Origin of the sequence: Geothrix sp. (genome assembly GCF_020622065.1) — a bacterium.
Lineage (GTDB): Bacteria > Acidobacteriota > Holophagae > Holophagales > Holophagaceae > Geothrix.
Map to the genome: position 1 here is coordinate 396536 of NZ_JAHRYQ010000001.1, position 15103 is coordinate 411638.

Sequence of the window (15103 nt, forward strand, 5' to 3'; positions counted from 1 at the left end):
TCGACGCCATGAGCGCCTTGCGGCCCCCGGCCCAGATCGGCAGCGTGCGCCTGTTGGAACCCCTGGGTGAAGGGGGGATGGCCCTGGTCTTCCGCGGCGAGGATCGCTTTCGCGGCATCTCGTCCGCCGTGAAGCTGCTCCGCCCCGAAGTGCATGGAGACGCCGGCCTGGTGCGGCGCTTCCTTCGCGAAGGGGAGGTGCTCACGCACCTGTCCCACCCGCACCTGGTGGAGATCTTCGCCTTCGGGCGCAGCGGCGTCTGGCCCTACCTGGTGATGGAGCTCCTTCCGGGTGGCAGCCTGAAGGCCTGCCGGGGCGAAGCTCCGGCGGCCCTGGTCCGGCGCCTCGTCCCCATCTGCGATGCGCTGCGGGTGGCCCACGGCGAGGGCGTGATCCACCGGGATCTCAAGCCCTCCAACCTGCTCTTCGCCCCCGATGGCCGTCTGAAGGTCACGGATTTCGGGGTTTGCCTCTGGGAGGGCGGCGAGGGCCGCACCCGCGCGACCCGGAGCCACATGGTGGTGGGCACGCTGGGCTACATGGCCCCCGAGCAGCACGGCGATCCCCGCCGCGTGGACGGCCGCTGCGATGTCTATGCCCTGGGCGCCATCCTCTACGAGTTCACGACGGGCCAGGCCTATGCCCAGGTCCAGCTGCCGCCAGCCGCCGCGCGGACGGGCTTCCCTCCCCGGCTGGCGGGACTGATCCTGCGGGCCCTTCAGCCGGAACCCTCGAAGCGCCTCCCGGACATGGAGGCGTTCGGACAGGAACTGTCCACTTGGCTGGACAGCGCCGAAGCCGCCGGGTGGGGTGAAGAACCCCTGCCGGGCTATCGGACCGTGGACCGGGAGACCGCTACCCTGGCGGGCCCGCGGGATGAATCCGGCCCCGAGGAGCGCCTGGGGCCGTACCTGGATGCCCTGGCCACGGGCCCCGTGGGCATCCGCCGATCCGCTGCCGAGGGGCTCTGCGGGGCCGCCCGGCCCGTGGATGCACCCTGGCTGCTGGAAGCGCTCGACCGTGGGCCTGAAGGCTCCCGGTTCGCCCTGGTGAAGGCCCTGGGCCGCGTGGGCGATGCCTCCGCCCTGCCGGCCATCCTCGCCCTGGTGCCCGATCCCTTCACTCAACGGGAGGCCGTGGAGGCTGCTGCCGACCTGGCCCTCCGAGCGGGCAGGGTCGGCGAGGTGCGGGCGGCGCTGCAGGAGCCCGGGCTCGGCTCGGCTTGGCGTTGGGCCTCCCGGGCGGCCCTGGGGGACGCGACCTGGGTCGAGGCACTCCTGGCGGCCTGGCCCGCCCTGGCCCAGCCTTTCCGGGTGCAGGCCCTGGAGGCCGCCCAGCGCCTCCCCTCCGACCTTCGCGCCCAGGTGAAGGCGGGGACGGCAGACGCCTCGGGGAATGCGCGCCATGCCTGGGATGGCCTCTGAAGACAGGCCGCAGGGGCTGGGCTACCATCGCGGTTCCGGGAAACGGCTTCCCGGGGGCTGGAGAACCACATGGTCCTGGTGTTCATCCTCATGGCGTTCGTGATCGGGCTGGTCATCCCCCTGCAGTCGGCCATCAACAGTTCGCTGCGGGACACCCTGCACAGCGGGTCGGTGTTGGCGGCGCTCGTCTCCTTCGCCGTGGGCACCCTCGCCCTCCTGGTGGCCTCGGTGCTCACGGGGCAGCCCTTCGCGGCCCTCGGCGGCCTGCCGAGGGTGGCCTGGTGGGAATGGCTGGGCGGCGCCCTGGGCGCCTTCTTCGTGTTCGGCTCGACACTGCTGGCGCCCCGCATCGGCGTGGCGGCCATGATCGCCCTGATCGTGGCGGGGCAGGTGATCTCCTCCCTGGTCTTCGACCGCTACGGCCTTCTGGGCCTGCCGGTGCGAGGCATCTCCGGCATCCGCCTCGCGGGCGCCGTGCTGATCCTGGCGGGGGCCGTGCTGGTGAACTTCGGCGACCGCTGGCTGGGGTCCCAGCCGTCCTGAGCCCTTCCTAGCGGGCCCCTGCGGGCAGCGGGAATCCGAAGCCCGCGGCCCGGCTCAGGTCCCTGGCCCGGCCGGAACGCCGCTCCCAAGTCCGATCGGCGGTCGCGGGCCGGACCGCGGGAAGCTGGGCCAGGCCCAGCTCCGGGAATTCCAGGGAATCCTCGAACCCGGGCGCCATCCAGTCCTGGGCGAACACCCAGAGGCCATCCGACAGGAGGCCGACGCTTTCGCGACCCAGCAGGGCCCGCATGTCGCCGTGCATGCTGCTCGGCCGGGGGGCATGCAGGTTCACGATGGGCGTGCTCCGCAGATCCGCGAGCAGCTCCGGCCGGTCCAGCAGCAGGTGGACCACCTTCCGCCGGCCCGTGCGATCCGTCAGGGAAATGAAATCGAAGCCCGCGGCCCGCTGGGGCAGCCGGTCACGGAACACCATCACCGGCCGGGTGCCGACCTGGGCGAGCTGCAGGCCAAAGAAGGCCTCGATCCGGGGCCAGGCAGAGCGATCCTCCTCGACCACCAGGATCCTGACGCTCAGCCTGCGGCTCATGGTGCTCTCCAGGCATCCGGCCGCCAGAGGAACGGCCTTTTCCACTCCTCGACCAGGATACTGCAGGCTTTAGGATTCAGGCTTTCCGGGCCCGTTCGGCCACCTTGTCGAGCATGTCCCAGATCTGGTGGCAGTCCTCGCAGGAGGAGCGGGGGTCCCCGCAGGGGAAACCTTCGATCCCGATGCCCTGGCAGCGGGGGGTCCGGAAGAAGAAGAGCAGTTCGCCCAGGGAGGTCTCCATCCGCCCCCGGAGTGCCTCGTCGGGAAGGGCGCGCAGGCCCTGGATGAGCTTCCATTCGGAGGGGCTGAGGTTCGGCTGGTCGATGCTTTGCGGCATGGGGGTCTGCGGCATGGGAAGCTCCCGGGGCGCCCCAAGTATACGGAGATCCGGCGGGGGATCTAAACCTGCTCCGAAACCCTTCGTAATCAAGGTCACGATCTCTGACATCCCAGGAGGCTCCCATGGCCCTCGCCCGTCCCCTCGCCGCGGCCGTCGCCGTCGTCATCCTCTGTGCCTCGCTCGGGGCCCAGACCCAAGTGATCCAGCCCGCCAAGGCGGAGAAGGCCACGGAAACCCGCACGGTGCCCCTGGCCTCCGGGTCCTCCCTGCGGGTGAAGAATGTCAACGGCTTCATCCGTGTGGAAGCCTGGGACCGGGAGGAGGTCCAGTTCACGGGGGAGTTCAAGCCCAGCAGCCAGGATGAGCAGGTGAAGGTGGTGATCGAGCCGGGCAAGGACAGTCTGGAAATCCGGGGCGAGTACCCCAAGCACCACGGCTGGGGCTCGTACCGGGGGCCCCAATGCCAGATGACCCTCAAGGTGCCGCGTCGGGTGGCGGCCACCCTCGGCAGCGTGAACGGCGAAGTGACCCTCACTGGCACCCAGGGCGCTGCCGTCCTCACCACCGTGAACGGCGGCATCCGCGCCACCAGCCTGGATGATTCGCTGAAGGCCACGACGGTGAACGGGGGCATCACCCTGGAGGGCGTCCGGGGCGGACTGTCCCTGCAGACCGTGAACGGCGGCATCAAGGGATCGGGCCTGGACGGCCAGGGGAAGGGCGTCAAGGCCGAGACCGTGAATGGGGGCATCCACCTGCAGATCGCTGGCCTCAAGGGCCGCCTGAAGGCCTCCACGCTGAACGGCGGGATCACCTTCAACGCCAAGGGGGCCGAGCAGGTCGAGGTGAGCAAGCGACGCGTGAGCGCCGTCTTCCCTGGTGGGGACCAGAGCATCGAATTGGAGACGGTGAATGGCGGCATCACGATCAACTGATCGCCACCTCATCTGAGGAAGGGCCGGCTGAGCCGGCCCTTTTTGTTGGCCCGGGGCTCGATGGAGGAACTTTTTTTGATATCGGATTGACAGGTCCGTTTTTTGTTTCATCCTGTTCCGGTGCGAGGCCGGAACCCCGCACATTCGGATGGACACCCCGTGAGCGGAAAGCGTCGCCTGTTCTTGTTGAGCATCCTTGCCAGCGTCTTCGCCGGCGTGTTCCTGGGGTCCGGGGCCTATACCTTCGTCTCGGCCCACGGCACTTCGTACCTGTCGAACGACCCCTCCGTGTGCGTGAACTGCCACATCATGCGCGAGGAGTACGACGGCTGGCGGCACGGGTCCCACCACGCCGTGGCCGTGTGCAACGACTGCCACCTGCCCCACGACAACCCCGTGAACAAGCTCTTCGTGAAGGCCAGCAACGGCTATCACCACTCGAAGGCCTTCACCCTGCTGAATTTCCCCGAGCCCATCCGCATCAAGCCCTCCAACGCCCAGGTGCTGGAGGACAACTGCCTGCGCTGCCACGGCGAGCTGGTGGGCGAGATCACCGCCCACGGCACCCTCGGCGTGCCCTCGGACCCGACGCAGAAGGCCGATCTCTACGGGTGCGTGCGCTGCCATCAGGAGGTGGGCCATGGGCCGACGCGCTGATGTCCAGACGACTCACCAAGCCTTGACCTTCAACCCCTGACTCACCATTGGCGCGTGGAAACCCACGCGGGAGGACCTCCCCGATGACCGACAACCCTACTCCGCTGCTCTCCCGTCCGGTGGTCCGGATGGGCCTCATCGCCGCCGGTGCGGCCTTGGCCACTGTGTTGGTGATGTCGCTGTATGCCAGCATCACCAACCGCAAGGCCGAGGCGAAGCAGACCAGCTTCAAGCTGGTGGACCTCGACGAGAAGACCGTCGATCCGGCCGTGTGGGGGAAGAACTTCCCCCGCCAGTTCGACGCCTACCAGCGCACCGCGGAGAAGTACAGCACCAAGTACGGCGGGGCCGGCAGCGAGGGACTGCCCAAGAGCCGCATCCAGGAGGATCCCCGGCTGGTGACGATCTTCGATGGCTACGCCTTCGCCATCGACTTCAACCAGCGCCAGGGGCACGCCTACATGCTGGATGACCAGCGCAAGACCAAGCGCGTCACCGAGCGCAAGCAGCCCGGCGCCTGCCTCCACTGCCACGCCTCCAACACCGTGGCCTTCCGCGAGGTGGGCCTGAAGGGCGGCGCCCCCGGCACCCTGGACGAGGCCTTTACCAGCCCGAATGCCCAGGCCCAGCTCATGGCCGGCTTCGAGGCCATCTGCAAGATGCCCTACGCCGAGGCCAGCCAGCTCGTGAAGCATCCTGTGGCCTGCATCGACTGCCACGATCCCAAGAACATGGCCCTTCGCGTCACCAAGCCCGGCTTCATCCGCGGGATCGACGCCCTGGCCAAGAGCGGCGAGCCTGTGCCGCACCTGCCCTCCATCGAGAAGTGGCGCAAGGGCGACAAGACCGTGGCCTACGATGCCAACCGTGACGCCTCTCGCCAGGAGATGCGCTCCATGGTTTGCGGCCAGTGCCATGTGGAGTACTACTGCGGGCCCAAGGTCACGCTGTTCTTCCCTTGGAACAAGGGCCTGAAGGTCGAGCAGATCGAGGCGACCTACAACGACTACAAGTTCCCCGATGGCGGCCGCTTCTTCGACTGGAAGCACAGCAAGACCGGCGCGGAGGTCCTGAAGGCCCAGCACCCCGAGTTCGAGATGTGGAGCCAGGGCGTCCATGCCCGTTCCGGCGTGTCCTGCGCGGACTGCCACATGCCCTACCAGCGCGAGGGCGCCCTCAAGATCAGCGACCACCAGGTGCGGAGCCCTCTGCTTAACATCTCCCGGGCCTGCCAGACCTGCCACCGCTTCCCCGAGGAAGAGCTGAAGGCCCGCGTGACGACCATCCAGGACCGCACGAAGGCCCTCATGGACCGGGCCGAGGACGCGGTGGTGGACCTCATCAACAACCTCGAGGCCGCCAAGAAGGCTGGTGTGGATGAAGCCAAGCTGAAGCCCATCTATGAGCTTCAGCGCAAGGCCCAGTGGCGTGTGGACTTCGTGAATGCCGAAAACTCCATGGGCTTCCACGCCCCCCAGGAAGCCGCCCGCATCCTCGGCGAGGCCATCGACTTCGGCCGCCAGGGCCAGGTCGCCCTGCGCGACCTGGGCGCGGCCAAGGTGGCCAAGAAGTAGCCAAGGCGCCGTAGGGAACGAAGGAAGGGGCCGGCGCAACCGGCCCTTTCCTTCATCATTTGGCGGTAAGAGATCCGAAGGCGATGTCGATGGGTGCGATCACACCGCCATTCGACAGGTTGTTCCCCGCGGAGAGGGTGAGGGGGACCGAGACACCCGTACCCACGGCGCCCGAGTTCAGGGCGAGGCAGACGCGGACGAGCGGTTGGCCGAGGGGGATGCTTCCCGAATTCTGGTACACCGCGCCGTGAAGGCTGCCCCCTCCTTTATCGAGTCCCACAAGGGCCTGGGGTCCAGGGAGGAGGTTGAATGCGACATTCTGCACCAGCCCGGAAGCCGTGGAAGGCGCAACCCAAGTGACCTTCGAGGCGTCTGTTTTCAGGATGAAGCTCAGGCCTTGACCGCTTTGCGCCGCCGGTCCCACGAGGTCCAGTACGAGCCGCGTGGGGGTGGAAAGGGCCTGGTTCGCCACGAAGCGGAACCCGTTGCCCGAGGGCGGATCCGCATAGACCAGCGCACTGGCCCAGGGCGAGGCGGGCGGGGTGGTGGAAGGAGCGGAAGTCCCACCACCACCTCCGCCCCCCCCGCAGGCGAAGGTCATCAAGAGCGCACACACGCAAATTCCTGGGTGGAGTCGAGTCCGGTTCATGGGGGTTTCCTACAACGCGGCGATCAGGAGGGCAAGGTCGACATCATCCACGAACCCATCCCCGTTCAGATCCACGGGCGAGGTCGCGACGGCAACTCCGGGCGCATAGGCCCGCATGAGAAAGGCGAGATCGAGCACATTCACGATGCCATCCCCGTTCAGGTCGCGACTCTTGGGGGAGACCGTCAGCGTGGCGTCGCCGCTGATGGCACTCCCGGCCCCGTTCGTGACCCGCACCGAGAATCGGGCGCCGTGGTCTGCTTGGCTGGTCGTGAATGTGTAGGCTGGCGCCGTCGCGGCGGAGATGTCCGTGTCGTTCTTGCGCCATTGATAAGACAAGGGCGTGGAGCCCGTGGCCGTCACGCTGAAGGTGATGGCGCTCCCAGGCACGGCGGACTGGCTTTGGGGCTGAGTCGTGATGGTCGGGGCGACGAGGGCTGCAGTCACGGTCACGGTGGCGACGGAACTCAGGACGCTTCCCGCCGCATTGGCGACCCGGACCTGGTAGTTGCCTGCATCCGTTGCCTGGGCGGACGCGACCGTGAATGTGGAACTGGTGGCGCCGGTGATGTCCGAGCCGTCCTTCCGCCACTGGTAGGCGAGTGGGGCTGATCCCGTGGCGGATACGCCGAGGGTGATGAGAGTCCCGGTGGTCACGGATTGGCTTTGAGGCTGAGTCGTGATGGTCGGGGCGACGAGGGCTGCAGTCACGGTCACGGTGGCGACGGAACTCAGGACGCTTCCCGCCGCATTGGCGACCCGGACCTGGTAGTTGCCTGCATCCGTTGCCTGGGCGGACGCGACCGTGAATGTGGAACTGGTGGCGCCGGTGATGTCCGAGCCGTCCTTCCGCCACTGGTAGGCGAGTGGGGCTGATCCCGTGGCGGATACGCCGAGGGTGATGAGAGTCCCGGTGGTCACGGATTGGCTTTGAGGCTGGGTCGTGATGGCTGGGGCGACGAGAGGGGGGAGGGTCACCGTCAACAGGGCGGCTGAACTGGCGACGGTGCCAAGGCCGTTGCTGACTCTGACTTCATAGCTCCCTGCATCCACTTCGCGGACGGCCGCGAGGGTGAATGTTCGATTGGTGGCGCCGGGAATGTCGGAGCCATCCTTCCGCCACTGATAGGTAAGGGGGGAAGTGCCCGAAACATCGACGGAGAAAGTGACCGAGGCGCCCACCAGCGCAGACTGGCTCAAGGGTTGAGTCCGGATGGTGGGGGGAAGGGCGGCCTGGACGATCAGGTCGACCCTGTCCAGGTTGATGGCGAGGCCCTTGATCCCTCCGCCTGGCGGCAGATAAAGGGCATTGACGACAAGGGCCACGATCACTTCCTGGCCGCGATAGCCCTTCAGATCCACCTCTGCATTCCCGTAGAAGGGGTCTGTACCTGGTGGGGTGAACGAGGCCAGGGTCTCTTTCAGTGAACCATCGAGACCCCAAACCTGGACTTTCAGGGCATCATCCGGGGGATTGGAGAGGGACTGCATCCCATAGCTGAACTTCAGCTTGGCCGAGTTGACCTCCAGGGGGATGGTGACGCGCTGGGACAGAGTCGCCAACGAAGGGGAGGTGCTGCCCCCATTGCCCACCATGGTGGTCACCTGTGGGTCGTAGATCGACGATAAAAAGATGATGCCCCAGTTGGCGAAGGCCCACCCGGAATCCCCGAAATCGAAGCTGGGATTGTTCAAGAGCTGACTAAAGGTGTTGTCTGTCTGAAAGCTAATGGCGGGCGATGTGCCTTTGTTGCCAGCCTGGTCGTAAGCGTTCACCGAGAGCGCGTGGGCACCATCGGAGAGAATCCGAGAATCGAAGAGGATGGTACGGGGGCCGTGGGTGGCCGTTCCCACCACCTGACCATCGACCAGGAAATCGACTCGGGTGATGGCGAGGTTGTCGCTGACATCGGCCGTGAGGTTGAGGGCTCCAAAAGTACCCGGAACGCCGCGGGCGCTGACGATGGGGGGCTCTGCATCCAGGACCTCCCCGATCCGGAGTGAAACATTGTCCAGCAGGAATTCCGTCAGCCCGACACCGGAGGTGTAGGCGCCGCCGGCGGCGCGTTCGATGGCCTCCATCGCATGGGGCCGTTCCGGCGCTGGCCATGGGAGTGCCAAGGGGGCTGTTGCGGCGACTGGCGCTTCCGCACCGTGGGGGAAGGAGGGGGTGGGGTGTGCTGCGTCTTCCTTCCCTTCGAACCAGAGTTGGATGGTCTTGCCCCGGTAGGCCGACAGATCGAGGGATCGCTGGAAGTAGTCCTTTTGTGCCGGAATGGCAATGGGGATCAGGCTGCGGTCCAGGTTGGAGTAGGTCGCCAGGGTTTCGATCAGCTCCCCGGCGGCGGATCGGACCTGAACTTGGAAGGTGTCTCTGGCCAGGCCATCCCGTTCTTGCGAGAAGACCTGAAGCCAGAAGGTCAGGACGGCGCTCTGGGCCTCGGCGGGGATGGTGATGGTTTGATGGATGGACTGGGTATTGGCGTCGCCCAAACCGCAAAAGGCCGCACACCACCGTCCGAGATAAGCTGTGCCAGGCCAATCACCCGTGATGATGCCCTGGGGATCCACCCAGGCCATGTTGTGCTTGTCGATGCCGCCATCCCAGACGCTGCCGTATTCGAAATCGCCTTGAAGCAGCAGCTCGTAGAAGGCGTTTGAGGTGGAGAAGGGGACTTCGGCCGAGCGGGTGGTGTTTCCCACCGAGTCGGTGGCCACCACGGTCAGAACATGGCTGCCCTTCGGGATTCTCCGAGAATCGAAGGATAGGTTCAGCGTCACATCGGTCTGGCCGCCCCCATTCGTGGTTTCGATCCTTTGCTGATCCACATAGAAGATCAGGCTGCCCACTCCGGTGTTGTCCTGGGCGTGAACCCCGAGAGCGATCATCCCCGTGGAACCGCTCACCGAGCCCGAGACCATCGGAGGGGTCAGGTCATCGCCGAGGCCCGAGGCGTATCCGACATTGATGGCGGCGAAGGCGTTCCGGACGGCCTGATATTCCGCGGAGCCTGCGCCGTAGAGATCGATGGCCGATCGAAGCGCGGCCATGCGTGCATGCAGGTAGTTGCTCGAGGAGGTGAGGTAGGTGGCCAGGGCCCGGTACCAGATCCGAGTGGCCCGGTCATTGCCGATCCCCGTCATACCCGCGGGAAGATAGGAGGAGAAGGCCGTCGAGGCAGAGTTGGAAGCAGCCCCTTGGGAAAGAAAGTAGAAACAGCGGTTCATGGGGCCGCTGCCGTAATGGACATCCAGGTTGAGGAGGCTCGTCGACCAGGCATCCGGGCTCATGCCGTCGAGACTCGGCTTGTACATGTACCGTAGCGGCCGGTCGAAGGCAGGGGTCTTCATCTGCTCGCCGATGGTCCAGTTCCCGCCTGCATCCGGAAGGACCGCGCCAGCGCCCCCGGCGCCTCGGGCGTAGAATTCGACCATGGTTCCGAGGATGTCCGAGGTTGCTTCGTTCAGGGATCCGGACTCTCCCATGTACACGAGATTGGCCGTGGTCGAAGTGACGCCATGGCTGAACTCGTGGCCGACCACATCCAGCGCGGTCAGGGTCAGGAACTTGTCTCCGTCACCGAAGGTGAGGCAGAAGCACTCGTTCCACCAGAAGGCATTGTCGTACTGGCTTCCGAAGTGAACACGGGCCCGGGTGGGCGTTCCCTTCCCGTCGATCCCATTCCGACCCAGGACCTGCTGATAGAAATCCCAGGTCACCTGAGTGCCAAAATGCGCATCCACAGCGGCCGTCTGCCCGTTGGTGGAATTCGTCGGAGTGCCGATGGCATACTGAAGGCCATCTCCCCAGACATTGTCGGCATCCGCGTAGAGGCTCCCCGCAGACGCCATGTCCCAGCTGTGCCCCAGATCCAATGTCGCATTGCCGGCCCGGCTGAGGTCCCTCAGTTCGAAGCCCGGGCCCCCCGCGGTGGTGGATAGGGTGACGGTTCCGTTGTACTGGGAGTTCCCGGTGCCGAGGGTGCTCTGCAGGGCGTTCCATTTGCGCAGGATGGACCCGTCATGGGCATCCACCAGGTAACCGGCGGAGATCACGCCATCCCGGCTGTTGCCGAAGGCGGCCTCGACGAAATAGGCCAATCGGTATCCGGTGGGCTTTTCCAGGATTTCGACGGCGTTGAGAGGATCACCCGCCCGGACCGGCAGACCGGTCGTTCGATGGAACCGTTCCACTTGAGGCAGGACGACCAGCTCGACCTTCGGCTCTTTCGCGAAGGGGCCCGCGCTGTTCAGGTCCGCCGACACGATCCAGAGGGCCTCCGACGCCGTCAGGCTGGGACTCGTGTTGAGGGGAATCTCACCGGGCGTCGGGTCGGTGATGAGGTAATCCCCCCCCTTGGTCCGGGAGTGGATGATGCCGTCGCCACCCCACACGCGGAGGCCCTGGTGGGTCCGAAGGAACCGGGTGTGCGTCGATTCGTCCCGGTCCTGCTGGATGGATAGGATCCGTCTTTCGCCGGAGTCCCTCGGTACCGTTCCCCAGGCGCTGCTGGTGAGGGTCAGGCCCAGGAGCGTGAGGGCGGCGAGTTGGGATGTGGCAGGCCGTAATTTGGGGCGCAAAACAGAACCCTCCGTCGGTTGCTTCGAATGGTGGCTGGGTCTTGAATCATGAATTGGCAGGGAGCGGTGTTAGAAGATAAGTCTATCTGGAAACGAGGAACGGATGTCGCCACTTGCCGCGGCCCATCGTAGGGGGGCGGCTTGCAAGGGGAGGCGGCCGTCCCTATCGGTACCGTGCGGCCATGGCCTTCAGGGTGGCGGCCAGATGGGTGCGCAATGGCTTGGGGTCGAGAACTTCGGCCTCGGCTCCCACCTGCAGCACGAAGCGGGTGGGCCCCTGGAAGTCGGTGGCCATGAAGCTCAGCAGCACGGTGCCGCCCTTCTCTTTGCGGACCTCGACGCCAGGCAGGGCAGGGGGCGCGTCCAGGAGGGCCTGGGGCCAGTTGGAGCCACCGATCCGCACCCGGACCTGGAAGGGGGTGCCGGGGCTGAACCAGCCGCCGATCTGGAGGTCCCGCGCCTGCTCCAGGGGGCGCTTGTCGGGGATGAGGCCGCGCTTCGCCGAGGCCCTGGCCTCCTCGATGCGGGCCAGCCGGAAGTGGCGGGGCTCCTGCTTGGCGGGGTCCCAGGCCAGCAGGAAGGCGCCGCCGGAGAAGACATCGTGGGTGAGGGTGAAGGGGATCACGGTGCGGGCGCTGGTGCGGCCCGTGGAGGCGGCGCGGTAGGTGAGCTCGAGCTCGCGCGGTCCATCGGGATGGCCAAGCGCCAGAAGCACCTGGGTGAGCATCCGGGTGTCGAGGGCCTGCTGGTCGTCGGCGCTGCCGCGCACGCAGACATGCTCCTGCAGGGCACGGAACAGGTCGCGGTCGCGGGTGCTCAGGTGGCTGTCGGCCAGGGTGCGCAGGCCTTCCAGCTGGTCGTACCACAGCTCGGTGGCGGTGCCCTCCAGGGCCATGAGGGCGACCTCCAGCGCCATGCGGGCGTGGGGGGTGATCTTGCTGTCCCAGTCCGGTGCCTTCTCCAGGGTGAAGTGGATGACGGCAGGCCGACCCTCGCGCGCCTTGCCGAAGCGGGCCCCCTGCTCCTCCAGCAAGGCGATGGCGCGGTCCACGGTGCGCATGGCCGTGCCGCCCAGCTTCCGCGCGAGCCCCGCCTTGGTGATGCCGCGGTCCCCAGAGTCGCGGACGGCCTCCAGCACCGCCTGGAGTCGCTCGGGCTTCACCAGATGGCCGCCATCGGGACGGGGCGATTCGAGGGCCTTGCGGTGCGCAGTCCGAGCCATGGCAGTCTCCTCCGCATCATGATTGGTCAGTGACTGTCGAGAAGCAAGGCGCAGGGGGCCTCGGCGACCGACGATGAGGTGGCATCGGCTGATGTTTTTCTAGTCTGTCCAGAAGGCGGTGAAGGGCGCCGGATCCCACTCGGTCTTCGATCGTTGGAATCGGGCCAGCAACCCCCGCGATGCTGGTACCTCCACCAGGACGGCATGGCCTCCGGCGTAGAGGAGGCTCCACAGCGCGGCGCGAAGGGGATTCTCGCGGAGGTGGGCCAGGGGCAGGTCCACGCGGGTGTCGTGGTCCCAGCCGAGGGTCCGGTTCAAGCGCTGGAGGCGCAGCATCAACTCGCCGTGGGAGAGCCCCGCGGAGAAGGGCGTGGACACGGAGACGCTCTGTTCCCGGGTGTGGTAGGGGCCCCGGCCTTCGTCCAGGTTGAACCGGGACCCCCCGAGAATCTCCCAGGGCACGGCCCACCCTTCAGCGTCCCAGGCCAGGCCCGAGGCCGCGGCCGCCAGCTCGGCGGCCCAGTCCCAGGGCGTTCCGGTGGCGCTGAAGACCACCGGGGCTGGCGAGGCGGCCAATAGGCCCAGGGCCACGCCCTCGGCGCGGTTGCGGAGCTGTGCGTAGGACAGGGTGCCCCACCCCGGGGCCGTCAGGGCCGGGCGGCCCTGGAGCCGCGCCGCGCGCTGGATGAGGAGGTCCCGCAGGGTCGACGCCATGGCGAAGTATCGCAAGGCGAGGGCCGGATCCGCAAAATCAAACCGCCTCAACCCTCCTCCTGGGGGGTGGGTCAGTGGGGTATCCGTTTCCCTCTCCCTCCCGGAGCCTCGGCTCCGCCCCTTTGGAGATCCCATGCGTCCCGCGTTCCGAAGTCTTTCCCTGGCGGCGCTTCCCCTCAGCCTAGGCGCCTTGGCGCTTGGTCTGGCCTGCAGCGGCGGTTCTTCTGGTGGCTCCGCCGCGACTCCGGCCTCCACCCCCATGGGCGCCGCCTCGATCATCCTCACGGACGCCCCCTCGGACCAGTGGTCGGCCATCGAGGTGGTCGTCACCAGGGTGACCTTGCTGAACAAGACCGACCATAGCAAGGAAGTCGTGGCCTTCCAGGGTGCCACCGCCAAGATCAACCTCGTGGATCTCGACAGCGTGGGCGAGTTGCTCGCCACGGCTCAGATCCCCGTGGGCACCTATGACGCCTTGCGCATCACGATCGATCCCGCCAGCGTGAACCTGGTGAAGGCCGACGGCAGCTCCGTGCCCAGCAACCTGGTGCGCGTAGCGGGTTCCACAGTGCAGGTGGGGTTGAGCTCGGACCTGGTGGTGACAGCCAGTGGCAACAATGCCGTGCAGCTGGACTTCGACCTCGGGCATCCGCTGTTCCTGGTGCCGCTGCCGGACGGCTCCTGGGTCATGAACCTCCAGGTGAAGCACCGCCCCAACGCCAACGGCATGATGGGCATGGCTCAGATGGCTTTCCGCCACCGCCGCGGCACCATCGCCTCCGTGGGCGCCTCGAGCTTCGTTCTGCACACCGACAGTGGGAACGATCTCACGGTGAATGTGGATGCGGGCAGCTGGTTCTTCGATGCGGATGCCAAGGCCGTGGGCAGCTTGGCAGGCCTGGCCCCAGGCAAGAACGCGCTGGTGTCACTGCGCATGCAAGCCGACGGCAGCCTCTGGGCCGTGCGCGTGTGGTACGGCGCCAACGCCCTGCCGGGCTGGACGCCCGAAGGCCATGTCTATGGCGTGGATCAGGCCATGGGTCGCCTGCTGGTCAGCACCAATGCCAGCACCCCCCGGGCCATTGCCATTGATGCGGATACCGCCTTCACCTTCCGCACGAGCCAGACCCTTGGCACAGGCCCGGCGGCCCTCGCCAACCTGTGGACGGGTTTCAAGGTGCAGGTCGAAGTGAAGGACCCGCTCCAGGTGCCCATGCATGCCAAATCGGTGAACATCCAGCGGGCGGTGGACGGAGGCGTGATCAAGGCGGCCACCGCCACCTCCTTCACCTACCAGCATTTGCTGGCCGGCGATCGAATGCATGCCTACGCCAATGCCTTCTCCTGGTGGTATCTCGGCTTCCCCGGCGCGACCTCCGGGAGCAGCGGCGCCTTCGCGGCCGCTGTCACCGGTGCGGGTGATGTGCGCGTGCAGGGCGTGAGCGACCTGGTGTGGAACGGCGGCACCAGCGCCTGGGATGCCAGCAACGCCATCTTCCTGCCCGTGGCCCTGCCCCAGGGCGCCATCAGCACCTCGTACAGCGGCGGCCAGATGGGGTTCACCTTCACCAATTCCACTGTGGCCACCCAGACCATCTCGGTCAGCCTGAACACCGTCGTGGGGGCCCAACCGGTGGTGTTGGAAGTGGTCAACCAGGCCGGTACGGTCACGGTCCTGCCCCTCGATGCCAGCACCTGGGGCGCCAAGCTCGTCAGTCCCGCCAAGGCCCGCGTGGCCGTCGTGCCCAAACCCGATGGAAGCTTCGCCGCCTACGCGGTGGTGGTGTTCACCGGGTTCTGAGGCCATCAGCCCACTTCACCCAAAGGAAGCGGCGCTCCGGCGCCGCTTCCTTTGGGAGGTAGGGACGCCGGGGGGGCAAGGCCCGAGCATTCCCGGAGCCGGGCCCATTCGGGTAG

At 66.8% G+C, this 15103-nt stretch carries 12 protein-coding genes; 6 read left to right on the forward strand and 6 right to left on the reverse strand.

Annotated features, from left to right (window positions below; translation table 11 throughout):
* Positions 1–8: 8 nt before the first annotated feature.
* Both QZ647_RS01950 and QZ647_RS01955 read left to right on the forward strand, forming a co-directional pair.
* Entirely contained in the window at positions 9–1424 is a 1416-nt protein-coding gene (locus tag QZ647_RS01950) for a protein kinase (protein ID WP_291270558.1), read from the forward strand.
* A gap of 69 nt (positions 1425–1493) precedes the next feature.
* Positions 1494–1967 (forward strand): DMT family transporter, encoded by a 474-nt coding sequence (locus QZ647_RS01955; RefSeq protein ID WP_291270559.1) that lies wholly within the window; start codon positions 1494–1496, stop codon positions 1965–1967.
* Between the two features lie 7 nt (positions 1968–1974).
* On the opposite strand, the gene QZ647_RS01960 is transcribed toward QZ647_RS01955, so the two are convergent.
* Both QZ647_RS01960 and QZ647_RS01965 read right to left on the reverse strand, forming a co-directional pair.
* A complete protein-coding gene (locus QZ647_RS01960; RefSeq protein ID WP_291270560.1) occupies positions 1975–2514 on the reverse strand; it encodes a hypothetical protein in 540 nt (179 codons plus the stop codon).
* A gap of 76 nt (positions 2515–2590) precedes the next feature.
* On the reverse strand, positions 2591–2866 hold the full coding sequence (locus QZ647_RS01965) for a hypothetical protein (protein WP_291270561.1): 276 nt from the start codon (positions 2864–2866) through the stop codon (positions 2591–2593).
* A gap of 110 nt (positions 2867–2976) precedes the next feature.
* Here QZ647_RS01965 and QZ647_RS01970 point away from each other — a divergent pair, with 110 nt between their 5' ends.
* The 3 genes from QZ647_RS01970 to QZ647_RS01980 all read left to right on the forward strand — a co-directional run bounded on the left by QZ647_RS01970 (position 2977) and on the right by QZ647_RS01980 (position 6020).
* The gene (locus QZ647_RS01970) at positions 2977–3789 is read left to right on the forward strand and encodes a DUF4097 family beta strand repeat-containing protein (RefSeq protein ID WP_291270562.1); all 813 of its coding nucleotides are present in this window, start codon (positions 2977–2979) and stop codon (positions 3787–3789) included.
* A gap of 159 nt (positions 3790–3948) precedes the next feature.
* Positions 3949–4446 (forward strand): cytochrome c nitrite reductase small subunit, encoded by a 498-nt coding sequence (gene nrfH, locus QZ647_RS01975; RefSeq protein ID WP_291270563.1) that lies wholly within the window; start codon positions 3949–3951, stop codon positions 4444–4446.
* Between the two features lie 83 nt (positions 4447–4529).
* Positions 4530–6020, forward strand: a complete 1491-nt coding sequence (locus QZ647_RS01980; RefSeq protein ID WP_291270564.1) for an ammonia-forming cytochrome c nitrite reductase subunit c552 — start codon at positions 4530–4532, stop codon at positions 6018–6020.
* A 55-nt stretch (positions 6021–6075) separates the two neighbouring features.
* Here QZ647_RS01980 and QZ647_RS01985 read toward each other — a convergent pair whose 3' ends face one another.
* From QZ647_RS01985 to QZ647_RS02000, 4 genes are all read right to left on the reverse strand, one after another.
* Positions 6076–6636, reverse strand: a complete 561-nt coding sequence (locus tag QZ647_RS01985; RefSeq protein WP_291270565.1) for a hypothetical protein — start codon at positions 6634–6636, stop codon at positions 6076–6078.
* Between the two features lie 42 nt (positions 6637–6678).
* On the reverse strand, positions 6679–11250 hold the full coding sequence (locus QZ647_RS01990; protein ID WP_291270566.1) for an immunoglobulin domain-containing protein: 4572 nt from the start codon (positions 11248–11250) through the stop codon (positions 6679–6681).
* A 163-nt stretch (positions 11251–11413) separates the two neighbouring features.
* On the reverse strand, positions 11414–12472 hold the full coding sequence (locus QZ647_RS01995; protein WP_291270567.1) for a WYL domain-containing protein: 1059 nt from the start codon (positions 12470–12472) through the stop codon (positions 11414–11416).
* Between the two features lie 99 nt (positions 12473–12571).
* Positions 12572–13237, reverse strand: a complete 666-nt coding sequence (locus QZ647_RS02000) for a hypothetical protein (protein ID WP_291270568.1) — start codon at positions 13235–13237, stop codon at positions 12572–12574.
* Between the two features lie 82 nt (positions 13238–13319).
* On the opposite strand from QZ647_RS02000, the gene QZ647_RS02005 reads away from it, so the two are divergent.
* Positions 13320–14987, forward strand: a complete 1668-nt coding sequence (locus QZ647_RS02005) for a DUF4382 domain-containing protein (RefSeq protein ID WP_291270569.1) — start codon at positions 13320–13322, stop codon at positions 14985–14987.
* Positions 14988–15103 lie beyond the last annotated feature (116 nt).

Excerpts from the sequence above, each read along its gene's own strand:
- QZ647_RS01965 (WP_291270561.1), bottom strand. The coding sequence starts at position 2,866 with ATGCCGCAGACCCCCATGCCGCAAAGCATCGACCAGCCGAACCTCAGC.
- QZ647_RS01995 (WP_291270567.1), bottom strand. The coding sequence starts at position 12,472 with ATGGCTCGGACTGCGCACCGCAAGGCCCTCGAATCGCCCCGTCCCGAT.
- QZ647_RS01980 (WP_291270564.1), top strand. The coding sequence starts at position 4,530 with ATGACCGACAACCCTACTCCGCTGCTCTCCCGTCCGGTGGTCCGGATG.
- QZ647_RS01970 (WP_291270562.1), top strand. The coding sequence starts at position 2,977 with ATGGCCCTCGCCCGTCCCCTCGCCGCGGCCGTCGCCGTCGTCATCCTC.
- QZ647_RS01950 (WP_291270558.1), top strand. The coding sequence starts at position 9 with ATGAGCGCCTTGCGGCCCCCGGCCCAGATCGGCAGCGTGCGCCTGTTG.
- QZ647_RS02005 (WP_291270569.1), top strand. The coding sequence starts at position 13,320 with ATGCGTCCCGCGTTCCGAAGTCTTTCCCTGGCGGCGCTTCCCCTCAGC.
- QZ647_RS01960 (WP_291270560.1), bottom strand. The coding sequence starts at position 2,514 with ATGAGCCGCAGGCTGAGCGTCAGGATCCTGGTGGTCGAGGAGGATCGC.
- QZ647_RS01955 (WP_291270559.1), top strand. The coding sequence starts at position 1,494 with ATGGTCCTGGTGTTCATCCTCATGGCGTTCGTGATCGGGCTGGTCATC.